Below are 21,937 nucleotides of genomic sequence, written 5' to 3' on the forward strand. Positions count from 1 at the left end.
GCTGGCGATCACACTCGGAAAACTCCTGACAAAAATATCTTGTGATTTAGGTCACAAATAAATAACAAAGTCGCGCCCATCAATTGTGAACAGGATCACATTTACCCCCCTTAATCGTTCAGTTTTTATCCTTTGTTCTTTTTTTACACTGATTTTTTGTGATGAACATCACTCTAAGTGGCAGGGTATCCCCCTCATTAGCGTGATCAACATCACGTTAAAGGCCATCGTCTGGACAGTTACGCAATTCGGTGCGAGATTTCGCCTCACAGATAACCCAGGTCCGGCTACCTCTGCCGCCACGTTAACAACAAAACCTCGGGCTTCCGGCCTGTGCGATAGTAAACATAAGAAGGGGTGTTTTATGTCATCCGATATCAAGATCAAGGTGCAAAGCTTTGGTCGCTTTCTCAGCAATATGGTGATGCCCAACATCGGCGCGTTTATCGCGTGGGGTATCATTACCGCATTGTTTATTCCTACAGGGTGGTTACCAAACGAGACGCTGGCGAAACTCGTCGGCCCCATGATTACGTATTTGCTGCCGCTGCTCATCGGTTTCACCGGTGGTCGTCTGGTTGGCGGCGATCGCGGCGGCGTGGTGGGTGCTATCACCACAATGGGGGTTATCGTCGGTGCGGATATGCCGATGTTCCTCGGCGCGATGATTGCCGGCCCGCTGGGCGGCTACTGCATCAAGAAATTTGACGCCGCTGTAGACGGCAAGATCAAATCCGGTTTCGAAATGCTGGTGAATAACTTCTCCGCTGGCATCATCGGTATGATCCTCGCCATTCTGGCGTTCCTGGGCATCGGCCCGGCCGTTGAAGTGCTGTCCAAAGCGTTGGCTGCGGGCGTTAACTTCATGGTTGTGCATGACATGCTGCCGCTGGCGTCCATCTTTGTTGAACCGGCGAAAATCCTGTTCCTCAACAACGCCATCAACCACGGTATCTTCTCGCCGCTGGGTATTCAGCAGTCTCACGAACTCGGCAAGTCCATCTTCTTCCTGATTGAAGCAAACCCGGGTCCGGGTATGGGCGTGCTGATGGCATATATGTTCTTCGGTCGCGGCAGCGCGAAACAGTCTGCGGGCGGCGCGGCAATCATCCACTTCCTGGGTGGTATCCACGAAATTTACTTCCCGTATGTGCTGATGAACCCGCGTCTGCTGCTGGCGGTGATCCTCGGCGGTATGACTGGCGTGTTTACGCTGAGCGTGCTGAACGGCGGTCTGGTTTCTCCGGCTTCTCCGGGTTCCATCCTGGCAGTGCTGGCGATGACGCCGAAAGGTGCCTACTTCGCTAACATCACGGCAATTCTGGCTGCGCTGGTCGTCTCCTTCGTTATCTCTTCTATCCTGCTGAAAACCAGCAAAGTGAAAGAAGAAGATGAAGATATTGAAGCCGCTACCCGTCGCGTACAGGACATGAAAGCTGAGTCCAAAGGCGCAACTCCGCTGTCGGCTGGCGATGTCACCAACGACCTGAGCCACGTACGTAAAATCATCGTGGCCTGTGATGCCGGTATGGGTTCCAGCGCCATGGGCGCAGGCGTACTGCGTAAGAAAGTGCAGGATGCTGGCCTGACCAACATCTCAGTGACCAACAGCGCAATTAACAGCCTGCCGCCGGATGTCGACCTGGTGATCACGCACCGCGATCTGACCGAGCGTGCAATGCGTCAGGTACCGCAGGCGCAGCATATTTCGCTGACCAACTTCCTCGACAGCGGCCTGTACACCAGCCTGACTGAACGTCTGGTCGCCGCGCAGCGCCACACGGACAACGAAGCAAAGGTGACGACCAGCCTGAAAGACAGCTTTGATGAGGCCAACAGCAACCTGTTCAAGCTGGGCGCAGAGAATATCTTCCTTGGTCTCAGCGCGAGCACCAAAGAAGAAGCGATTCGTTTTGCCGGTGAGCAACTGGTGAAAGGCGGCTATGTTGAGCCGGAATACGTGCAAGCAATGCTGGATCGTGAAAAACTAACCCCGACCTATCTGGGTGAGTCGATCGCCGTTCCGCACGGTACGGTGGAAGCCAAAGACCGCGTACTGAAAACCGGCGTGGTGTTCTGCCAGTATCCGCAAGGTGTACGTTTCGGCGAAGAAGAAGATGACATCGCCCGTCTGGTCATCGGTATCGCCGCACGTAACAACGAGCATATCCAGGTGATCACCAGCCTGACGAACGCACTGGACGATGAGACGGTCATTGAACGTCTGGCTCAGACTTCCAGCGTTGAAGAAGTGCTGGCGTTGCTGAACAAGTAATCCCCAAAGCCCGGTAGCAAAATGCTTACCGGGCTTTTGTCCTCTCCCTTCGGGGAGAGGGTCAGGGTGAGGAGAACGGTATATGTTCCTTCACCCAGGCCCTCTCGGGTAAAACATTTATGAAGGTTAATTCTATGAAAGCATTACATTTTGGCGCAGGTAATATCGGACGTGGCTTCATCGGCAAACTGCTTGCCGACGCGGGGATTGAACTGACATTCGCCGATGTGAATCAGGTGGTGCTCGACGCCCTGAATGCCCGTCATAGCTATCAGGTTCACGTTGTGGGAGAAAAACAGCAGATTGATACCGTTTCCGGCGTCAACGCTGTCAGCAGCATCGGTGATGAAGTGATTGACCTGATAGCGCACGTCGACCTGGTTACCACTGCCGTGGGACCGGTTGTTCTGGAGCGTATCGCCCCGGCGATTGCCAAAGGTCTGGCGAAGCGCAAAGCGCAGGGCATCAACACGCCGCTGAATATCATTGCCTGTGAAAACATGGTACGCGGCACCACCCAACTGAAAGGCCATGTGATCGCCGCACTGGCCGATGCCGATAAAGCGTGGGTGGAAGAGCATGTCGGTTTTGTCGACTCGGCCGTTGACCGCATCGTTCCGCCAGCGGAATCCGCCACCAACGATCCGCTGGAAGTGACAGTGGAAACCTTCAGCGAGTGGATTGTTGATAAAACCCAGTTCAAAGGCGCGCTGCCAGCCATTCCTGGCATGGAGTTAACCGATAACCTGATGGCATTTGTTGAGCGCAAGCTCTTCACGCTGAATACCGGGCATGCTATAACCGCGTACCTTGGAAAACAGACCGGCCATCAGACCATTCGCGATGCCATCCTCGACGACGCTATCCGCGCCGTAGTGAAAGGCGCAATGGAAGAGAGCGGCGCGGTACTGATCAAGCGTTATGGCTTCGATCCCGAAAAGCACGCTGCGTACATTCAGAAAATCCTCGGTCGTTTTGAAAACCCGTGGCTGAAAGACGATGTGGAACGCGTTGGCCGTCAGCCGCTGCGTAAACTGAGCGCCGGCGACCGTCTGATTAAACCGCTGCTCGGTACGCTGGAGTACAACCTGCCGCACGCAAACCTGGTGAAAGGTATCGCCGCTGCGATGCACTACCGCAGTGAGCAGGATCCGCAGGCGCAGGAGCTGGCCCAGCTTATCGAAGAGAAAGGCCCGCAGGCTGCGCTGGCGCAAATTTCTGGCCTGGATGCTAACAGCCCGGTCGTTACCGAAGCCATCGACGCATATAACGCAAAGGCATGATGCCGGTTTTGGCGCGGGAATCCCCGCGCCAGTTAACGAAATTGTCAGATATGCAGGCAATAATGGAACAAACGCAGGCTTTCGAAAACCGTGTACTCGAGCGTCTGAATGCGGGCAAAACCGTACGAAGCTTTTTGATTGCTGCCGTTGAACTGCTCAATGAAGCCATCAATATTCTGGTGTTGCAGGTATTTCGCAAAGATGACTACGCGGTGAAATATGCTGTAGAGCCGCTGCTTGACGGAGATGGACCGCTGGGCAATTTATCCGTACGGCTGAAGCTGATTTACGGCCTGGGCGTGATTTCCCGTGCGGAGTATGAAGACGCGGAGCTCCTGATGGCGCTGCGTGAAGAGCTGAATCACGACGGTACGGAATACGCCTTTACCGACGATGAAATTCTCGGTCCGTTCGGCGAACTGCATTGCGTGGCCGCCCTGCCGCCAACCCCGCAATTTGATACCAGCGATGCCGATCTGTTTGCCATGCAGAAACAGCGCTACCAGCAAGTGGTGCGCTCTACCATGGTGCTTTCATTGACTGAGCTCATCTCCCGCATCAGCTTAAAAAAGGCATTCCATAAGTAAGCGCCGCCGCAAATGTTGTATCCTTGCATTTTCCCCCAACAAAACTGAGCACCATGAAAGACGTTGAAAAGAACGAAATCAAGCGCCTGAGCGACCGCCTCGATGCAATTCACCACCAGCAGGCTGACCTCTCTTTAGTCGATGCGGCAGAAAAATACGCCGAACTGGAAAAAGAGAAATCCACGCTGGAGACGGAAATTGCCCGCCTACGCGAGCAGCACAATCAGAAGCTGAGCAAAGAAGCGCAAAAGCTACTGAAAATGCCGTTCAGCCGCGCCATCAGCAAAAAAGAGCAGGCCGATCTCGGTAAGCTGAAAAAAAGCGTTCGTGGGCTGGTGGTTGTGCACCCGATGACGGCGCTGGGCCGCGAAATGGGTCTCGACGTGATGACTGGCTTTGCCAAAAGCGAATTCTAATCGGTATCGCCCTTGTCGCGTGCTGAGCGCGGGGGCGATCTGAATTGGCCCTACCAATTTCACTTTGATTCTCTCCCTGCTTCACAGTTCCATCAAATCCCGTCACATAGCCATTGCCCAAATGCAACATTTGGATAACCATTCGTTATCACCAACCCTACACCATCGCATTGGCAGGACCACTTTTACAAAACTTGTGACGCAGCGTTAAGCACAGACTTACCGCGTACCGGCTTTGTTGTGGTTCTCGGGAGACACCTGCATGAGCCTCTGGCAACAGAATTACGACCCGGCCGGGAACCTCTGGCTATCAAGTCTGATCGCATCGCTACCGATCCTGTTTTTCTTTTTTGCTCTGATAAAACTCAAGCTCAAAGGCTATGTGGCCGCGAGCTGGACGGTCGCCATCGCCCTTGCGGTGGCGCTGCTGTTTTACCATATGCCCGTGGATCACGCCCTTGCCTCGGTGGTTTACGGCTTCTTCTATGGCCTGTGGCCGATTGCGTGGATCATCGTGGCGGCAGTATTTGTCTACAAGATCTCGGTGAAAACCGGGCAGTTCGACATTATCCGCTCATCAATCCTCTCGATTACGCCCGACCAGCGCCTGCAAATGTTAATTGTTGGCTTCTCGTTTGGCGCGTTTCTCGAAGGGGCGGCCGGGTTCGGCGCGCCGGTGGCAATCACCGCCGCATTGCTGGTCGGGCTGGGCTTTAATCCACTGTATGCCGCCGGTTTATGCCTGATTGTGAATACTGCGCCCGTGGCGTTTGGCGCGATGGGTATTCCGATTCTGGTCGCAGGCCAGGTCACCGGGCTGGAGAGCTTTGAGATTGGCCAGATGGTAGGCCGCCAGTTGCCGTTCCTGACCATTATCGTGCTGTTCTGGATCATGGCGATTATGGATGGCTGGCGCGGCGTGAAAGAGACCTGGCCTGCGGTGCTGGTGGCGGGCGGCTCGTTTGCTGTTGCCCAATATCTGAGCTCCAACTTTATCGGCCCGGAACTGCCGGATATCATTTCGTCGCTGGTTTCGCTGGTGTGCCTGACGCTGTTCCTGAAACGCTGGCGGCCGGTGCGCATCTTCCGCTTTGGCGATATGAGTGCGGCGCAGGTTGATCTCGATTTAAAACGCACGCACTACAGTGCCGGGCAGGTTCTGCGCGCCTGGTCGCCGTTCCTGTTCCTGACAGCAACCGTCACGCTGTGGAGCGTACCGCCGTTCAAAGCGCTGTTTGCACCAGGCGGCGCGCTGTATGACTGGGTATTCAATATTTCCGTGCCGCATCTCGACAAGCTGGTTGCCCGCATGCCGCCGGTTGTCAGTGCCGCCACGCCGTATGCCGCGGTGTATAAATTCGACTGGTTCTCTGCCACCGGCACCGCCATTCTGTTCGCGGCGATCCTGTCAATTGTCTGGCTGCGCATGAAACCAAAAGAGGCGGTCAGCACCTTTGTCAGTACGCTGAAAGATCTGGCGCTGCCGATTTACTCGATCGGTATGGTGCTGGCCTTCGCCTTTATCTCGAACTATTCCGGGCTGTCGTCGACGCTGGCACTCGCGCTGGCACATACCGGCAGCGCCTTCACCTTCTTCTCGCCATTCCTCGGCTGGCTGGGGGTATTTCTCACCGGTTCCGACACGTCATCGAATGCGCTGTTTGCCGCGCTGCAAGCGACCGCCGCTCAGCAGATCGGCGTCTCGGATGTGCTGATGGTCGCAGCCAACACCACCGGCGGTGTCACCGGCAAAATGATCTCGCCGCAGTCGATCGCCATTGCTTGTGCGGCGGTCGGACTGGTTGGCAAAGAGTCGGACCTGTTCCGCTTTACCGTTAAACACAGCCTGATTTTCACCTGCATGGTGGGTGTGATCACCACACTTCAGGCTTATGTACTGACCTGGATGATCCCATGACGGTCTTACCCCGACGCCTGGCTGACGAGGTTGCAGACCGCGTTCGGGCGCTGATTGCTGAACAACAACTGGAAGCGGGCATGAAACTGCCCGCCGAACGCCAGCTGGCCGTACAGCTTGGGGTTTCGCGCAATTCGTTGCGTGAAGCCCTTGCGAAACTGGTCAGCGAAGGCGTGCTGCTGAGCCGTCGCGGCGGCGGTACTTTTGTACGCTGGCAGCACGAAACCTGGTCAGAACAGAATATTGTTCAGCCGCTGAAAACGCTGCTCAGCGATGACCCCGATTACAGCTTTGATATCCTCGAAGCCCGTCACGCCATTGAAGCCAGCACCGCATGGCATGCCGCCATGCGCGCCACCGAAGCGGATAAAGAGAAGATTGCCCTGTGCTTTGACGCCTCGCAGTCGGATGACCCCGATCTCGCGTCGCAGGCGGATGTGCGTTTCCATCTCGCCATTGCAGAAGCCTCGCATAATGTGGTGCTGCTGCAAACGATGCGCGGCTTCTTCGACCTGCTGCAATCCTCGGTAAAACAGAGCCGCCAGCGCATGTATCTCGTGCCGCCCGTTTTTGCCCGTCTGACCGAACAGCACCGCGCGGTGATGGACGCCATTTTCGCGGGCGATGCTGATGGCGCGCGTCAGGCGATGATGGCGCACCTCGGTTTTGTGCATACCACTATCCGACAATTTGATGAAGATCAGGCCCGCCAGGCGCGCATCACCCGCCTGCCCGACGAGCAGAATTCGCATTCAAGGGAGAAAAAAGCATGATTATTTCCGCAGCCAGCGACTATCGCGCAGCGGCAAAACGCATTTTGCCGCCGTTCCTGTTTCACTATATCGACGGTGGCGCATATGCCGAATATACCCTGCGCCGCAACGTGGAAGATTTGTCACAGGTGGCGCTGCGCCAGCGGGTGTTGAAGGATATGTCCACGCTCAGCCTCGACACCACGCTATTCAATGAGAAGCTCAGTATGCCGGTGGCGCTGGGACCGGTCGGGCTGTGCGGTATGTATGCCCGTCGTGGCGAAGTGCAGGCCGCAGGCGCTGCCGATGCGAAAGGCATTCCATTCACACTCTCCACCGTTTCGGTGTGCCCGATTGAAGAAGTGGCACCAACCATCAAACGCCCGATGTGGTTCCAGCTCTATGTGCTGCGCGATCGCGGTTTTATGCGTAACGCGCTGGAGCGGGCAAAAGCCGCAGGCTGCTCGACGCTGGTCTTCACCGTGGATATGCCGACGCCGGGCGCGCGCTACCGCGATGCCCATTCCGGAATGAGCGGCCCCAATGCCGCCCTGCGCCGCTATGTGCAATCGGTATTGCATCCACAATGGGCGTGGGATGTGGGGGTAAATGGCCGTCCGCATGATTTGGGTAATATTTCCGCCTATCTCGGCAAACCGACCGGGCTGGAAGACTATATTGGCTGGCTGGCGAAGAACTTCGATCCCTCCATTTCCTGGAAAGACCTGGAGTGGATCCGCGAATTCTGGGACGGCCCGATGGTGATCAAAGGGATCCTCGATCCGGAAGATGCCCGCGATGCGGTGCGTTTCGGCGCTGATGGCATTGTGGTTTCCAACCACGGTGGCCGCCAGCTGGATGGCGTACTCTCTTCCGCCCGTGCATTACCAGCGATTGCCGATGCGGTAAAAGGCGATATCACCATTCTGGCTGACAGCGGTATTCGCAACGGTCTTGATGTAGTGCGTATGATTGCACTCGGTGCCGATTCCGTGCTGCTGGGCCGCGCGTATCTGTATGCGCTGGCAACGCATGGCCGCAAGGGCGTGGCGAACTTGCTGGATCTGATCGAGAAAGAAATGAAAGTGGCAATGACGCTGACCGGCGCGAAATCGATTCGCGAAATCAGCAAAGAATCGCTGGTACAAACGCTCCACCAGCTACCCGCCGCGCTGGCGCCGCTGACGCATGGCGATGCGGCTTAGAGAGTGCTATCCTGCCCCCGCTATTAAGGGGGCAGTATGTTAAACATCGTATTATTTGAACCAGAAATCCCACCCAATACCGGGAACATTATTCGCCTGTGCGCCAATACCGGTTTCAGCCTGCACATTATCGAACCGATGGGTTTTACCTGGGACGATAAACGTCTGCGCCGCGCGGGGCTGGATTATCATGAGTTCGCTGCCGTGAAGCGCCACGCGGATTACGCTGCGTTTGTCGAAACTCAGCAGCCGCAGCGCCTGTTTGCGCTCACCACTAAAGGTACCCCTGCACACAGCGCGGTTAGTTTTCAGGACGGGGATTATCTGATGTTTGGCCCGGAAACGCGCGGCCTGCCCGCCACGATCCTTGATGCGCTGCCGCCACAGCAAAAAATCCGTATTCCGATGATGCCGGACAGCCGCAGCATGAACCTGTCAAATGCCGTATCCGTGGTGGTGTATGAAGCCTGGCGCCAGCTGGGCTATCCCGGCGCGGTGCTGCGGAGTTAACGGATTGTCGGATAGCGGCAATGCCTTATCCGACCTGGAAGTTGGTGTTAACGCGTCAATTTTTCTGGCGTTATTGGCGAGGGCAGACAGAACACGGACAGCGCGGAAAAATCGGAGCGTACACAATGTACGTGAGGATTTTGAGCACTGCCCTGGTTCAAACTGGCGAGTAAAATAGCCGGAAAATTAGATGCCGTCGCCGTACTCGAACCCGTGGTTGATCCCATTAAAATGCTGATCCATATCCATCGACGGTTTATCGCTTTCGGGTTTGCCCACGATGCGCGCCGGAACCCCGGCCGCAGTGGTGTGCGGCGGCACGGGTTGTAGCACCACCGAACCGGCACCGATTTTCGCGCCGCGTCCGACTTCAATATTACCGAGAATTTTCGCTCCGGCACCAATCATCACCCCTTCGCGGATCTTCGGATGGCGATCGCCGCTGGTTTTCCCGGTACCGCCGAGAGTAACCGACTGGAGAATCGAGACGTCGTCTTCAATGACGGCGGTTTCACCAACCACAATACCGGTGGCGTGATCGAGCATAATGCCACGACCGATTTTCGCCGCCGGGTGAATATCCACCTGGAAGCTCACCGACACCTGATTTTGCAGGAAAATTGCCAGCGCCTGACGGCCCTGTGACCACAGCCAATGACCAATGCGATAGGCCTGTAAGGCGTGAAAACCTTTCAGATAGAGCAGCGGCGTGGAGTATTTATCCACCGCCGGGTCGCGCGTGCGCACGGCCTGAATATCGCAGGCGGCGGAGGCGATCATTTCCGGGTCGGCAGCGTAGGCTTCTTCCACCACTTCACGGATGGCAATCGCCGGCATAATCGGCGAAGCCAGTTTGTTCGCCAGCATATAACTCAGGGCGCTGCCCAGATTCTCGTGCTTGAGTAGCGTTGCATGATAAAAACTGGCAAGCATCGGCTCACACTCCGCCAGCGCCCGGGCTTCGGCTTTGATATTATTCCAGACCAGATCCAGTTCTTCACACGGCATTGCTTACTCCAGGAATATCTGCGTTTCAATAAACAAAAGTATTCAGGATGCGTCAAAGCAGTAAGCCCGTGCGCCCTGGTACTTATACAAGCCACCGGGGACACAGGCTTAGCCAACAAAGAGGCAACAAGAAGAAGTGTATTTAGTGATTGCTGCGTTCGTCTTTGCGAGCACGACCCAATAGTGTCAATGCTGCCTCGCGTGCATTCTTTCCGCAATACAATACCTGATAAATTTCCTCGGTTATTGGCATTTCAACGCCAAACCGGTGCGCCAGAGCGCGAACTTCTTTGGTATTGCGATAACCTTCCACCACCTGGCCAATTTTGTCCTGTGCGCTTTGCACATCCATTCCCTGGCCAAGCATCATGCCGAAGCGACGGTTGCGCGACTGGTTGTCGGTACAGGTCAGCACCAGATCGCCTAAACCCGCCATGCCCATAAAGGTGGACGGATCGGCCCCCAGCGCCGCGCCAAGACGCGACATTTCCGTCAGACCGCGAGTAATCAGCGCCGTACGAGCATTCGCGCCAAAACCAATGCCATCAGACATTCCCGCGCCGATCGCAATCACGTTTTTCACCGCGCCGCCAAGCTGCACGCCGATGAAATCCGGGTTGCTGTAAACACGGAAGCTTTTGCCGCAGTGGAGAAGTTGCTGAAGATCTTCAGAAAATTGCGGATCGGTAGAAGCCAGCGAGATAGCCGTCGGCAAACCTGCCGCCAGTTCTTTGGCAAATGTCGGACCGGAGATTACCGCCAGCGGGATCGCCGAACCTAAAACTTCACGCGCCACGTCCTGTAGCAGTCGTCCGGTTTCCGCTTCCAGACCTTTCGTTGCCCACACAATGCGTGCATCATCGCGCATCAGCGGCTTTATCTGTGACAGCACATCGCCAAACACATGGCTGGGTACGACCACCAGAATATTGCGGCTGGCGGCCAGCGCACGCGCAAGGTCGCTTTCTAATTGCAGCGAATCAGGAAAAGGCACATCGGGAAGAAATGCGGCATTGCAACGATCGTGTTGCAGGGTCGCGATATGTTTCGGGTCATGACCCCACAGCACAACCTGGTGGCCATTTCTTGCCAGCGTGATGGCAAGAGCGGTGCCGTAAGAGCCGGCACCGATCACAGTCATTGCAGCATTAAGTGCGTTCATCAGGCATCCTGATGTTGTTCAGCACCTTCGCCAGTCTGCTGTTGCAGGTAGTTCATGAACAGCGCATCAAAGTTAACCGGCGCAAGGTTCAGTTGCGGGAATGTACCGCGGGATACCAGGCTGGTGATGCATTCACGGGCATACGGGAACAGAATGTTCGGGCAGTATGCACCCAGGCAATGCGCCATCTGCGTTCCTTCGATACCGTCGATAGAGAAGATACCGCCCTGCTGCACTTCGCACAGGAAGCCGGTTTCTTCACCAAGAGAAGCCGTGACAGTAACGCGCAATACGACTTCATAAACGCCTTCAGCCAGCTGCGTGGAGGCTGTGTCGAGATCCAGTTTCACTTCCGGCTGCCACTCTTTCTGGAAGACGTGCGGTGCATTCGGCGCTTCGAAAGAGATATCTTTCGTATAAATACGCTGAATCTGGAAAGTCATTTCGGTGTTGTTTTGTTCAGACATGAGTGAATAACCCTTAAGTGTTGTAGTGCTTTAAAAGCATTAACGTAAAAGCGGATCCAGCCCGCCACGCGCATCCAGCGCATATAAATCGTCACAGCCGCCAATGTGCTGTGCATCAATAAAAATCTGCGGAACCGTTGTACGGCCACTACGTTGAATCATCTCTTCACGTTTTACCATGTCGCCATCGATAGGCAGCTCAGCAAAAGCGACGCCTTTGCTGCTCAGCAGCGCTTTTGCGCGATGGCAGAACGGGCAGGTTGCTTTCGTGTAGATCTCAATATTGGCCATGACTTTAGTCTCCTGATCTCCCCTGCGAGCCGCAGCTCGCCGGAGCAATTATTTACCGCGAACCAGTGGCAGATTCTCACCGATCCAGCCAGAGATGCCATCTTTCAGCACAAAGACTTTCTCGAAGCCCGCTTTCACCAGCTCATTTGCCGGCGCCTGCGCCTGCATGCCACTACCGTCAACAACGATAATTGGCGCGCTTTTGTGTTTCTCAAGCTCACCTACATTATTGGCTTTGATCTCGTTTGGCAGCAAATTAACTGAGCCTGCAATGTGCCCTTTTCGGAAATCATCACGCTGACGCAAATCCACAACGACAGCCTCTTCTTTGTTGATCAGGCGTGTGGCTTCGCCGCGAGAAATCACTTTTACTTTCGACGCCAGGCCTTTGAAAGTAGTGAATAATACAGCCCCGAATAACGCAATCCAGGCGATACACAGTATGGGGTTGCGGCTAATAAATTGCATAATTTCTTGCATCTGGGGTAACAGCTCCCGACTTAGTGATTAAAAAACCAGGAAAGGAGTATACCTGCGCAGTGTGGCAAATACAGCCAGCGAGCGCGATGGAATGCATTTTCTGCGGAGTGTTACGAAAAAAAGAAAGAAACACCCGTAAATCAGCTCCACAGGCAGCCGCTTTCTTTGATCTTCTGCGGCTATTTTATCGATTCAGCTGTAGTAAAATTACGCAAAATTTTTTTGTCTTCTGAGCAAGAGGGTGTCGCAATGTCGGTTTCTAAAAAACCTATGGTACTGGTGATTCTGGATGGCTACGGCTACCGCGAAGACCAGCAGGATAACGCTATTTTCAACGCAAAGACCCCGGTAATGGACCAGCTGTGGGCAAAACGTCCGCACACCCTGATTGATGCGTCAGGCCTCGAAGTCGGTCTGCCGGATCGCCAGATGGGGAACTCCGAAGTCGGCCACGTCAACCTCGGCGCGGGTCGCATTGTTTATCAGGATCTGACCCGTCTGGACGTTGAAATTAAAGAACGTACCTTTTTCAGCAACCCGGTGCTGAGCGGCGCGGTGGATAAAGCCGTAGCAGCCGGTAAAGCCGTGCACATTATGGGCCTGCTTTCCGCTGGCGGCGTGCACAGCCACGAAGACCATATTATGGCGATGGTAGAACTGGCCGCAGAGCGCGGCGCTGACAAAATCTACCTGCATGCGTTCCTCGACGGTCGCGATACGCCGCCGCGCAGCGCGGAATCTTCACTGAAAAAATTCGAAGACAAGTTTGCCGCGCTGGGCAAAGGCCGCGTCGCTTCAATCATCGGCCGTTACTACGCCATGGATCGCGACAACCGCTGGGATCGCGTAGAGCAGGCATATGATCTGATGACGCAAGCGAAAGGCGAGTTTACTGTCGACAGCGCGGTGGCTGGCCTGCAAGCGGCTTACGCCCGCGATGAAAACGATGAATTCGTCAAAGCGACCGTGATCCGTGCTGCGGGTCAGGCTGATGCCTCGATGCAGGATGGCGATGCGCTGATTTTCATGAACTTCCGTGCTGACCGCGCGCGTGAGATTACCCGCGCTTTCGTCAACGCGGATTTCGACGGCTTCGCACGTAAGAAAGTGGTTAATGTGGATTTCGTGATGCTGACGGAATATGCCGCAGACATCAAAACCGCCGTGGCTTACCCACCAGCCTCTCTCGCTAACACGCTTGGCGAGTGGATGGCGAAGCACAACAAAACGCAGTTACGCATCTCTGAAACAGAAAAATATGCGCATGTGACCTTCTTCTTTAACGGCGGTGTTGAAGAGCCGTTCCCGGGCGAAGACCGTATTCTGATCAACTCGCCAAAAGTGGCGACTTACGATTTGCAGCCGGAGATGAGCTCCGCCGAGCTGACCGAAAAACTGGTTGCGGCGATCGCCAGCGGCAAATACGACACCATCATCTGTAACTACCCGAACGGTGATATGGTTGGTCATACCGGCGTATTCGATGCAGCAGTTGCCGCAGTTGAAGCGCTGGATCATTGCGTGGCGGAAGTGACCAAAGCGGTCGAAGCTGTGGGCGGTCAATTGCTGATCACCGCCGATCACGGTAACGCAGAACAGATGCGCGACCCGGCAACCGGCCAGGCGCATACCGCGCACACCAACCTGCCAGTGCCGCTGATCTACGTTGGCGATAAGTCAGTGAAGGCTGTTGCAGGCGGAAAACTTTCCGATATCGCACCGACCATGCTGACGCTGATGGGCATGGAAATCCCGCAAGAGATGACTGGTAAGCCGCTGTTCATCGTGGAATAATCGCTCCCCATGAGGGGAAAGGCGATTTTTTCAATTACATGGGGCAGGTTCCGGCCCCTTCTCTGCGCCAGCGCACTCAGCGCTGGCGCATTGCTGTGCGCCGTTTCCGCCCATGCGGATGACCGCGACCAGCTCAAATCCATTCAGGCCGATATCGCCGAGAAAGAGCGCGCGGTACGCCAGCAACAACAGCAACGCTCCGGCCTTCTTGCCCAGCTTAAAGCGCAGGAACAGGCTATTTCCGCCGCCGCCCGCCAGCTGCGGGAAACCCAGAACACACTTGCGCAACTCAACCGCCAAATCGATGAGATGAATGCCTCAATCGCCAAACTGGAACGCCAGCGCGCGGCGCAGGAACGCAATCTGGCAGCGCAACTTGATGCCGCGTTCCGCCAAGGGCCGCACACGGGCATTCAGTTGCTTTTAAGCGGTGAAGAGAGCCAGCGCGGCCAGCGTTTACAGGCTTACTTCGGCTATCTCAACAAGGCACGCCAGGAAACGATCGCCCAGTTGAAGCAAACGCGTGAAGAAGTGGCGACGCAGAAAACCGAGCTGGAAGAGAAACAGAGCCAGCAACAAACCCTGCTTTACGAGCAAAAAGCGCAGCAGGCCAAGCTTGAACAAGCCCGTAATGAGCGGCAGAAAACCCTTTCCGGGCTGGAATCCTCTATCCAGGAAGGACAACAGCAGCTCAGCGAGATGCGCGCCAACGAATCCCGCTTGCGTGACCGCTTAGCCCGTGCGGAAGCGGCAGCCAAAGCGCGCGCCGATCGTGAAGCGCGTGAAGCGCAGGCCGTGCGCGATCGCCAGAAAGAAGCCAGCAGCAAAGGCACCACCTACAAACCCACCGAAAGCGAACGCTCGCTGATGTCCCGTACCGGCGGGTTAGGCTCGCCATCGGGCCAGGCAATCTGGCCGGTTCGCGGTCCGTTGTTGCATCGTTATGGCGAACAGTTGCAGGGTGAGCTACGGTGGAAAGGGATTGTTATCGGTGCGTCTGAAGGCAGCGAAGTTAAAGCGATCGCCGATGGACGTGTGATCCTGGCCGACTGGCTACAGGGTTACGGCCTGGTGGTCGTGGTTGAGCACGGTAAAGGCGACATGAGCCTCTACGGTTATAACCAGAGCGCGCTGGTCAGCGTCGGCACGCAGGTGCGCGCAGGCCAACCGATAGCCCTCGTAGGCAGCAGTGGCGGTCAGGGCCGGCCTTCACTCTATTTCGAAATTCGCCGTCAGGGTCAGGCGGTCAATCCACAGCCGTGGTTGGGAAGATAAGTTTTGCTTCAGTTTCGTCATCTTGCGCTTTCTCTCGCCGTTGCGCTGGTTTTTTCTGCGCCGGTTCTCGCTGGAAAACTGGCTATCGTTATCGATGACTTTGGTTATCGTCCTCAGACTGAAAATCAGGTGCTGGCGATGCCACAGGCGATTTCCGTTGCGGTATTGCCCAACGCCACACATGCGCGGGAAATGGCGACCAAAGCCCATAACAGCGGCCATGAAGTGCTGATTCACCTGCCGATGGCGCCGCTCAGCAAACAACCGCTGGAAAAGGACACGCTGCGTCCGGAAATGAGCAGCGCGGAGATTGAACGTATTATCAGCGATGCCGTCAGCAAAGTGCCCTACGCCGTGGGGCTGAATAACCACATGGGCAGCGCCATGACGTCGAGCCTGTTCGGCATGCAGAAAGTGATGCAGGCGCTGGAGCGCTATAACCTCTACTTTCTCGACAGCATGACCATTGGCAACAGCCAGGCGATGCGCGCAGCGACGGGAACCGGCGTGAAGGTGTTGAAACGCAAAGTGTTTCTCGACGATACGCAAAACGAAGGCGATATTCGTCGTCAGTTTAACCGCGCCGTTGAGCTGGCTCGCCGCAACGGTTCCGCCATTGCTATCGGTCATCCGCATCCGGCGACCGTCCGCGTCCTGCAACAGGCGCTGTCCAGCCTGCCTGCGGATATCACGCTGGTGCGCCCGAGCAGCCTGCTGAATGAGCCGCAGATCGATACCTCAACACCAAATACCACAGCGCCCGGCGGCATCACTCCGCCACCACGTAACCCGTTCCGCGGTGTTAAACAGTGTAAAACGAAGCAAAAACCGCAGCCGGTTTATGCCAGCCGCTTCTTTAGCGTGGTGGGTGAAAGCATTCTCGACAGTTCGTTGGTTCACTATATGCAAAACCAGTGGCGCGGCTGGGGTCAAAAACAATAATTTCGCGCCGGTTAACTGAGATTCAGCACACGGTGCCTGTGTTTTAAGCATCACTATTGTGCAAGCCAAAAGGTTAAGAAATGCCGCAACGACATAAGATTCTCCTGCTTGATACGGGTAAAGAGTGGGGTGGTGGTACAAACAGCATGCTCGAACTTCTGAAGCGTATCGATCGCCAGAAGTTCGATATTACGTGCTGTTTTTACAATAATTACAGCCGCGCCCAGGGACAAACTATCGAGCAGGTTTTACACAGCATCGGCATTCCGCTTATTGTCATCCCGCAACGCAGGCAGCCCTGGTGGGCAAAACTCGCCAAAGAAACGGGCCGCGGGTTACTCTTTTTTTCCAGAACTGCACGTAAATCTTATACCCGTTATATCGATCGGCTGTGGCGTATCCAGCCGAATGTCCACAGTATTGAGAGCTTATTGAAACAGGGCGGCTACGATACGCTGTACATGAACAACCAGCCGGGCTCCAACGAAGAAGGCTACCTTGCCGCGGCGAGGCTGCCAGTGCGCCTGATTCAACACTGCCGTATCGAGCCAGTGCTGAATGAACCTTTGGTGGCCCTGGTGAACCGCTATGCCACGCAGATCATTGCCGTATCCCACGGCGTTGAACGCGTTTTGCTTCAGCATGGCGTTAAGCCGGAGCTCTGTACGACGGTAAATAACGCGATTGATATCCATCAGAAAATGCCGGACCGCCGCGCAATGCGCCAACAGTTGGGGCTGGATGATGAAACGTTTATTTTTGGCAGTATCGGCTCGCTGATCCCGCGCAAAGCGAACCATCATACTCTCAGCGCATTAAGCGCATTTAGCCAGCGCAACCCGCAGGCTAAATGGAAGATGATCATTGTTGGCGAAGGCGTGGAACGCGGTGCGTTGCTTAATCAGGCAAAATCACTGGGGATTGCGGAACGGATCGTGTTTACCGGTTTTCAGAACCAGCCTTTTGACTACCTTTCCACTTTCGATGCCTTTATTCTGGCATCGCAAAGCGAGGGTCTACCGCGCGTTGTTCTGGAAGCCATGCTGTTAAAAATTCCCGTTATTGGATCCGCCGTGACTGGTACGGCCGAGCTTATCGAAGATCAGGTAACAGGATTATTGTTTCCGTGGAGTGATATCGGCCTGCTTTCATCACATCTGGAGCAGGTATGGGCAAGCGAAACGCTGCGCTCACAGCTGGTCACCAGAGCCTACGAAAACGTATGCCGTCATTACGCCATTGAGCATTACGTGGCTGGTGTTGAAGCCGTGCTAGAAACCCCTTCTTCAGAACGAGAGCGTCATGTTTAAATTTCTCAACTCCCGATACCGCCATATTACCGGCCGCCACAATATTCCTTATGCGACGCTTTCTCCGAATGAGAAACGTGTTGCGGTGGATTCCGTCGTCATTCCCTGTACAGGCGCGGATTACATTGAGGAAGCGCTGTTATCGGCAACCTTTGCCGAACGTTATGCGCCAGAGATAACGGAAATTGTCATTGTCAGCGATCAGCCGGCATCCGCATTTGGTCAGTTGCCCGCTAAAACGCGCGTCGTGACGCTCGATCTGCCGAAACGTGAAGAGCAATATCGCTACAAACAAATTTACCTGAGCCGCCTGATTAAGCTGAATGCGCCTTTGCAGGCCAAAGGAGAAGGTATTTTGATGATCGATTCCGATCTGAATTTACTCAAAATGCCTGAAATCCGTATGACGGATATGCATATATATTCCAGCTTCCGGCAGGGAAAAATGATTGCCAAGCTGGACGGCGCGCCCACAGAAAAGGTTCCTGCCTACTATAAAGAGACCGTGCGCCCGTATTTAGTGGATCACGTTAACGGCGCTTTTCTTGCGGCAACAAAAAAAACCTGGCGGCGTATTTGTCCGCTTTGGCTGACGTTGTTCCAGGATACCTGGGAACTGATGGACGATAGCCAGCCGCCAACCGATCAGCTGCCGCTCGCAGCGTTACTGGATTTGCTGGACCTAAAGACGATTAATTTGGGTGACTGGATGAACTGGCCGGTTTCCAAGAAAATCGGCGGTCAGGAAGCGGTTATTCCCAAAGAGGTTATTGGCGCCCATGGTGGTTTTCCGCTCTCCGAATGGCAAAAATATCTCGACTCGACAGATAATAAATTGCTTTTCAAAGGTCAGGACTATACGCGTAAAGTGCGCTACCTGACCGATCAAGAGAAGTTACAGAAATGACAAAGGGGCCGCGGCCCCTTTTATTGTTGAAATGTGCTTCACGGCTCTGGGCGGAGTGGCTGCCTTAAGTTGTTCTTTTCTCATGATCTTCCGTCGTTGCAGAGAATTTCTCTTCCTTGTGGGCATACCAGGCTTTGAAATATTTCATAAAGCTGTAGAGCGTGGCATACAGCCCGGTGGCAGCGCCCACTTTCCCTTCACGCCATGCGCCGCTAAACAGATACCATTTAAAAAAAGCCCCGATAGCGCTAATAATTCCCCGCAAAACAGAAGGCCGAATATCACGATATTTAACCAACCGCGAGGTGTAGCTATTTAGCTTATTAAACATCTCGTGCAGTGTATGAAACGTATCATGACGTACCCGGCCTGGTATTTTTTCGCAGGTCATCTCTCCGATGACCTGATCGTCAACCGGACGATCGTTAAAGCGTGCACGCTGGCGGTTAAATAAACGTACCGGAAAATCCGGTGAAGAAATGGGATAGAGCGTACGCACTTCTTTTCCCAACACATACCAGTAACGGGGCAGTTGCCACGCCCGCTCAGGCGTGGGTTCCTCACCCGCTTTTAATTTAAGGATATAGTTAACGACCTGCTCATCGAGTATTTCATCGCTGTCCATGCACAGAACCCAGTCGTGAGCGGCAATACTAATGGCATAGTTCATTTGCTGTCCGTGTATATCGAAGGGACGGTGATGAACATCTATTCCGTATTCCCGGCATATTTCCAGCGTTGCATCCGTACTACCGGAATCCACAACAACGAAATCATCTGCAATGATAATGAGCGGCGGCAAGACTTCCCGTAACAGGCGCGCCGAATTAAATGTCAGCAAACAGACCGATATTTTGAACATATCGCTCACCCGCAATGAAAGTTAAACCAATCATCAACAGCGTAGCCGAGTTAGCATTATCGACCAGGTGAAATGTTGCGGTTACACAGAATTGCGCGTCAGGAGGTGAACTTTGTTGTAAAAAAAGACGCCCGCAGGCGTCTTTTTTATTTATTCCCAGCTCAGAATCACCTTGCCGGATTGACCCGAGCGCATGGCATCGAAGCCCTGTTGGAAGTCGTCAACGCCGAAACGGTGAGTGATAATCGGTGAAAGATCCAGACCAGACTGAATCAACGCCGCCATCTTGTACCAGGTCTCAAACATTTCACGGCCGTAAATCCCTTTGATAAACAGTCCTTTGAAGATGACTTTGTTCCAGTCGATCGACATATCCGAAGGCGGAATACCGAGCATTGCGATGCGCCCGCCGTGGTTCATGGTATCGAGCATCGTACGGAATGCCGGTGGCGCGCCGGACATCTCGAGGCCCACATCGAACCCTTCGGTCATGCCCAGCTCTGCCATCACATCGGCCAGGCTCTCTTTGGCTACGTTCACGGCGCGGGTAACGCCCATTTTGCGAGCCAGTTCCAGGCGATACTCATTCACATCGGTGATCACCACATGGCGGGCGCCGACATGCTTCGCCACGGCCGCCGCCATGATGCCAATCGGACCGGCGCCGGAGACCAGCACATCTTCCCCCACCAGATCGAAAGAGAGCGCGGTATGCACGGCGTTGCCAAACGGATCAAAAATAGAGGCCAGATCGTCAGAGATATTGTCCGGAATTTTAAACGCGTTAAACGCCGGGATCACCAGATACTCAGCAAAACAACCCGGACGGTTTACGCCGACGCCAATGGTGTTGCGGCACAGATGCGTACGCCCGGCGCGGCAGTTACGGCAATGGCCGCAGGTAATATGACCTTCACCGGAGACGCGATCGCCAATCTTGAAGCCTTTCACTTCCTGACCGATCCCCACCACTTCGCCGACATATTCGTGGCCAACCACCATCGGCACGGGAATGGTTTTTTTCGACCAGTCATCCCAGTTGTAAATATGCACGTCGGTGCCGCAAATCGCGGTTTTACGAATTTTAATCAGCAGATCGTTATGGCCGACTTCCGGTTCCGGGACGTCGGTCATCCAGAGGCCTTCTTCCGCTTTCAGTTTGGATAACGCTTTCATGTCAGGCCCTCAGGCAATCACACCCAGTTGTTTACCAATGCGGATAAACGCCGCCACCGCACGTTCAATTTGCTCAGTGCTGTGCGCCGCAGACATCTGCGTGCGGATACGCGCCTGGCCTTTTGGCACCACCGGGTAGAAGAAACCGGTGACGTAAATGCCCTCTTTTTGCAGCTCGCGGGCAAAGTTTTGCGCCACGACGGCATCGCCCAACATCACCGGGATAATGGCGTGATCGGCGCCCGCCAGCGTAAAGCCTGCAGCGGTCATTTTTTCGCGGAACAGGCGAGCGTTGGCCCACAAACGGTCACGCAACTCCGCGCCGGATGCCAGCATCTCCAGCACTTTAATGGAGGCAGCAACAATCGCCGGCGCCAGCGAGTTGGAGAACAGATAAGGGCGGGAACGCTGACGCAGCCACTCCACCACCTCTTTGCGCGCGGCAGTGTAACCGCCGGATGCGCCGCCCAGCGCTTTGCCGAGCGTACCGGTGATGATGTCCACGCGCCCCATGACATCACAGTACTCGTGCGTACCGCGACCGTTCGCGCCGACAAAACCAACTGCGTGAGAGTCATCCACCATCACCAGCGCGTCATATTTATCTGCCAGATCGCAAACGCCTTTCAGATTCGCGATCACACCGTCCATTGAGAACACGCCATCGGTGGCAATCAGCACGTGGCGAGCGCCCGCTTCACGCGCCTCTTTCAGACGAGCTTCCAGCTCCTGCATATCGTTATTGGCATAGCGATAGCGCTTCGCTTTACACAAACGCACACCGTCGATGATCGATGCGTGGTTCAGCGCATCGGAAATAATGGCATCTTCCGCGCCGAGCAGCGTTTCAAACAGCCCGCCGTTGGCGTCGAAGCAGGAGGAGTAGAGAATGGAATCTTCCATGCCGAGAAACTCGGCCAGCTTCTGCTCCAGCACTTTGTGGCTGTCCTGAGTACCGCAAATAAAGCGTACCGACGCCATGCCGAAACCATGGCTGTCCATTCCCGCTTTCGCGGCGGCAATCAGTTCGGGATGGTTGGCCAGACCGAGGTAGTTATTGGCGCAGAAGTTAATGACGTGGCTACCATTCGCCACGGTGATATCAGCCTGTTGAGCCGACGTGATAATGCGTTCTTCTTTAAACAACCCTTCCGCCCTGGCGGTTTCCAGGTCATTCGTTAACTGTTGATAAAAATCCCCACGCATCGCAATTCTCCAGACTGGGCAAATTTCGGCACATCTTACCGAAAGCTATGCAGTGATACGAGATGACGCATCACCCATTATGTAATTTGTAGCATAAATCACGCATCGCTA

At 54.8% G+C, this 21,937-nt stretch carries 21 protein-coding genes; 13 read left to right on the top strand and 8 right to left on the bottom strand.

Annotated features, from left to right (window positions below; genetic code table 11):
* The first annotated feature begins 364 nt into the window (after window positions 1–364).
* The 8 genes from DK872_RS13630 (at window position 365) to trmL (ending at window position 8,946) form a co-directional block, all read left to right on the top strand.
* The gene (locus DK872_RS13630) at window positions 365–2,275 is read left to right on the top strand and encodes a PTS mannitol transporter subunit IICBA (protein WP_079517232.1); all 1,911 of its coding nucleotides are present in this window, start codon (window positions 365–367) and stop codon (window positions 2,273–2,275) included.
* 119 nt (window positions 2,276–2,394) lie between these two features.
* Window positions 2,395–3,558, top strand: coding sequence for a mannitol-1-phosphate 5-dehydrogenase (mtlD, locus tag DK872_RS13635; RefSeq protein ID WP_035886773.1), 1,164 nt, complete (start codon window positions 2,395–2,397; stop codon window positions 3,556–3,558).
* Window positions 3,558–4,145 carry a mannitol operon repressor MtlR gene (mtlR, locus tag DK872_RS13640; RefSeq protein WP_090397976.1) on the top strand — a complete coding sequence of 196 codons (588 nt, stop codon included), beginning with the start codon at window positions 3,558–3,560 and terminating at the stop codon, window positions 4,143–4,145. The genes mtlD and mtlR overlap by 1 nt, the downstream gene beginning before the upstream one ends.
* A gap of 53 nt (window positions 4,146–4,198) precedes the next feature.
* Window positions 4,199–4,561 (top strand): YibL family ribosome-associated protein, encoded by a 363-nt coding sequence (locus DK872_RS13645; protein WP_007369525.1) that lies wholly within the window; start codon window positions 4,199–4,201, stop codon window positions 4,559–4,561.
* 262 nt (window positions 4,562–4,823) lie between these two features.
* A complete protein-coding gene (gene lldP / locus DK872_RS13650) occupies window positions 4,824–6,479 on the top strand; it encodes an L-lactate permease (RefSeq protein ID WP_149288165.1) in 1,656 nt (551 codons plus the stop codon).
* A complete protein-coding gene (gene lldR / locus DK872_RS13655) occupies window positions 6,476–7,252 on the top strand; it encodes a transcriptional regulator LldR (RefSeq protein WP_035886775.1) in 777 nt (258 codons plus the stop codon). The genes lldP and lldR overlap by 4 nt, the downstream gene beginning before the upstream one ends.
* A complete protein-coding gene (lldD, locus tag DK872_RS13660) occupies window positions 7,249–8,436 on the top strand; it encodes an FMN-dependent L-lactate dehydrogenase LldD (protein ID WP_007369522.1) in 1,188 nt (395 codons plus the stop codon). Before lldR ends, lldD begins: the two co-directional genes overlap by 4 nt.
* Before the next feature lie 36 nt (window positions 8,437–8,472).
* Window positions 8,473–8,946, top strand: a complete 474-nt coding sequence (gene trmL / locus DK872_RS13665) for a tRNA (uridine(34)/cytosine(34)/5-carboxymethylaminomethyluridine(34)-2'-O)-methyltransferase TrmL (RefSeq protein ID WP_035886777.1) — start codon at window positions 8,473–8,475, stop codon at window positions 8,944–8,946.
* 186 nt (window positions 8,947–9,132) lie between these two features.
* On the opposite strand, the gene cysE is transcribed toward trmL, so the two are convergent.
* The 5 genes from cysE to DK872_RS13690 form a co-directional block, all read right to left on the bottom strand.
* Window positions 9,133–9,954, bottom strand: a complete 822-nt coding sequence (gene cysE / locus DK872_RS13670) for a serine O-acetyltransferase (RefSeq protein WP_007369520.1) — start codon at window positions 9,952–9,954, stop codon at window positions 9,133–9,135.
* Window positions 9,955–10,096: 142 nt separating this feature from the next.
* A complete protein-coding gene (gpsA, locus tag DK872_RS13675) occupies window positions 10,097–11,116 on the bottom strand; it encodes an NAD(P)H-dependent glycerol-3-phosphate dehydrogenase (RefSeq protein ID WP_007369519.1) in 1,020 nt (339 codons plus the stop codon).
* The gene (secB, locus tag DK872_RS13680) at window positions 11,116–11,583 is read right to left on the bottom strand and encodes a protein-export chaperone SecB (protein ID WP_007369518.1); all 468 of its coding nucleotides are present in this window, start codon (window positions 11,581–11,583) and stop codon (window positions 11,116–11,118) included. Before secB ends, gpsA begins: the two co-directional genes overlap by 1 nt.
* A gap of 39 nt (window positions 11,584–11,622) precedes the next feature.
* Window positions 11,623–11,874: a glutaredoxin 3 gene (gene grxC, locus DK872_RS13685; RefSeq protein ID WP_007369517.1), complete on the bottom strand. Its 252-nt coding sequence runs from the start codon at window positions 11,872–11,874 to the stop codon at window positions 11,623–11,625.
* A gap of 48 nt (window positions 11,875–11,922) precedes the next feature.
* Window positions 11,923–12,354, bottom strand: a complete 432-nt coding sequence (locus DK872_RS13690; RefSeq protein ID WP_007369516.1) for a rhodanese-like domain-containing protein — start codon at window positions 12,352–12,354, stop codon at window positions 11,923–11,925.
* A gap of 249 nt (window positions 12,355–12,603) precedes the next feature.
* Between DK872_RS13690 and gpmM the strand changes: the two genes are divergently transcribed.
* The 5 genes from gpmM to DK872_RS13715 all read left to right on the top strand — a co-directional run bounded on the left by gpmM (window position 12,604) and on the right by DK872_RS13715 (window position 18,582).
* On the top strand, window positions 12,604–14,148 hold the full coding sequence (gpmM, locus tag DK872_RS13695; protein ID WP_161518451.1) for a 2,3-bisphosphoglycerate-independent phosphoglycerate mutase: 1,545 nt from the start codon (window positions 12,604–12,606) through the stop codon (window positions 14,146–14,148).
* Between the two features lie 9 nt (window positions 14,149–14,157).
* Complete coding sequence (gene envC, locus DK872_RS13700; protein WP_007369514.1) at window positions 14,158–15,423, top strand: murein hydrolase activator EnvC; 1,266 nt, start codon at window positions 14,158–14,160, stop codon at window positions 15,421–15,423.
* A 3-nt stretch (window positions 15,424–15,426) separates the two neighbouring features.
* The gene (locus DK872_RS13705) at window positions 15,427–16,365 is read left to right on the top strand and encodes a divergent polysaccharide deacetylase family protein (protein WP_161518452.1); all 939 of its coding nucleotides are present in this window, start codon (window positions 15,427–15,429) and stop codon (window positions 16,363–16,365) included.
* Window positions 16,366–16,445: 80 nt separating this feature from the next.
* Window positions 16,446–17,675 (top strand): glycosyltransferase, encoded by a 1,230-nt coding sequence (locus DK872_RS13710; protein WP_072440407.1) that lies wholly within the window; start codon window positions 16,446–16,448, stop codon window positions 17,673–17,675.
* Window positions 17,668–18,582 carry a hypothetical protein gene (locus DK872_RS13715; protein ID WP_090397974.1) on the top strand — a complete coding sequence of 305 codons (915 nt, stop codon included), beginning with the start codon at window positions 17,668–17,670 and terminating at the stop codon, window positions 18,580–18,582. The genes DK872_RS13710 and DK872_RS13715 overlap by 8 nt, the downstream gene beginning before the upstream one ends.
* Before the next feature lie 64 nt (window positions 18,583–18,646).
* On the opposite strand, the gene DK872_RS13720 is transcribed toward DK872_RS13715, so the two are convergent.
* From DK872_RS13720 to kbl, 3 genes are all read right to left on the bottom strand, one after another.
* Window positions 18,647–19,444 carry a glycosyltransferase family 2 protein gene (locus tag DK872_RS13720; RefSeq protein WP_007369510.1) on the bottom strand — a complete coding sequence of 266 codons (798 nt, stop codon included), beginning with the start codon at window positions 19,442–19,444 and terminating at the stop codon, window positions 18,647–18,649.
* Window positions 19,445–19,594: 150 nt separating this feature from the next.
* Window positions 19,595–20,620, bottom strand: a complete 1,026-nt coding sequence (gene tdh, locus DK872_RS13725) for an L-threonine 3-dehydrogenase (RefSeq protein ID WP_007369509.1) — start codon at window positions 20,618–20,620, stop codon at window positions 19,595–19,597.
* 9 nt (window positions 20,621–20,629) lie between these two features.
* On the bottom strand, window positions 20,630–21,826 hold the full coding sequence (kbl, locus tag DK872_RS13730; protein WP_035886783.1) for a glycine C-acetyltransferase: 1,197 nt from the start codon (window positions 21,824–21,826) through the stop codon (window positions 20,630–20,632).
* Between the last annotated feature and the right edge of the window lie 111 nt (window positions 21,827–21,937).

Origin of the sequence: Kosakonia sp. MH5, assembly GCF_009935945.1 — a bacterium.
Classification (GTDB): domain Bacteria; phylum Pseudomonadota; class Gammaproteobacteria; order Enterobacterales; family Enterobacteriaceae; genus Kosakonia; species Kosakonia radicincitans.

Coding starts and splice junctions, on each gene's coding strand:
- DK872_RS13630 (WP_079517232.1), top strand. CDS start 365: ATGTCATCCGATATCAAGATCAAGGTGCAAAGCTTTGGTCGCTTTCTC.
- mtlD (WP_035886773.1), top strand. CDS start 2,395: ATGAAGGTTAATTCTATGAAAGCATTACATTTTGGCGCAGGTAATATC.
- mtlR (WP_090397976.1), top strand. CDS start 3,558: ATGCCGGTTTTGGCGCGGGAATCCCCGCGCCAGTTAACGAAATTGTCA.
- DK872_RS13645 (WP_007369525.1), top strand. CDS start 4,199: ATGAAAGACGTTGAAAAGAACGAAATCAAGCGCCTGAGCGACCGCCTC.
- lldP (WP_149288165.1), top strand. CDS start 4,824: ATGAGCCTCTGGCAACAGAATTACGACCCGGCCGGGAACCTCTGGCTA.
- lldR (WP_035886775.1), top strand. CDS start 6,476: ATGACGGTCTTACCCCGACGCCTGGCTGACGAGGTTGCAGACCGCGTT.
- lldD (WP_007369522.1), top strand. CDS start 7,249: ATGATTATTTCCGCAGCCAGCGACTATCGCGCAGCGGCAAAACGCATT.
- trmL (WP_035886777.1), top strand. CDS start 8,473: ATGTTAAACATCGTATTATTTGAACCAGAAATCCCACCCAATACCGGG.
- cysE (WP_007369520.1), bottom strand. CDS start 9,954: ATGCCGTGTGAAGAACTGGATCTGGTCTGGAATAATATCAAAGCCGAA.
- gpsA (WP_007369519.1), bottom strand. CDS start 11,116: ATGAACGCACTTAATGCTGCAATGACTGTGATCGGTGCCGGCTCTTAC.
- secB (WP_007369518.1), bottom strand. CDS start 11,583: ATGTCTGAACAAAACAACACCGAAATGACTTTCCAGATTCAGCGTATT.
- grxC (WP_007369517.1), bottom strand. CDS start 11,874: ATGGCCAATATTGAGATCTACACGAAAGCAACCTGCCCGTTCTGCCAT.
- DK872_RS13690 (WP_007369516.1), bottom strand. CDS start 12,354: ATGCAAGAAATTATGCAATTTATTAGCCGCAACCCCATACTGTGTATC.
- gpmM (WP_161518451.1), top strand. CDS start 12,604: ATGTCGGTTTCTAAAAAACCTATGGTACTGGTGATTCTGGATGGCTAC.
- envC (WP_007369514.1), top strand. CDS start 14,158: ATGAGGGGAAAGGCGATTTTTTCAATTACATGGGGCAGGTTCCGGCCC.
- DK872_RS13710 (WP_072440407.1), top strand. CDS start 16,446: ATGCCGCAACGACATAAGATTCTCCTGCTTGATACGGGTAAAGAGTGG.
- DK872_RS13715 (WP_090397974.1), top strand. CDS start 17,668: ATGTTTAAATTTCTCAACTCCCGATACCGCCATATTACCGGCCGCCAC.
- DK872_RS13720 (WP_007369510.1), bottom strand. CDS start 19,444: ATGTTCAAAATATCGGTCTGTTTGCTGACATTTAATTCGGCGCGCCTG.
- tdh (WP_007369509.1), bottom strand. CDS start 20,620: ATGAAAGCGTTATCCAAACTGAAAGCGGAAGAAGGCCTCTGGATGACC.
- kbl (WP_035886783.1), bottom strand. CDS start 21,826: ATGCGTGGGGATTTTTATCAACAGTTAACGAATGACCTGGAAACCGCC.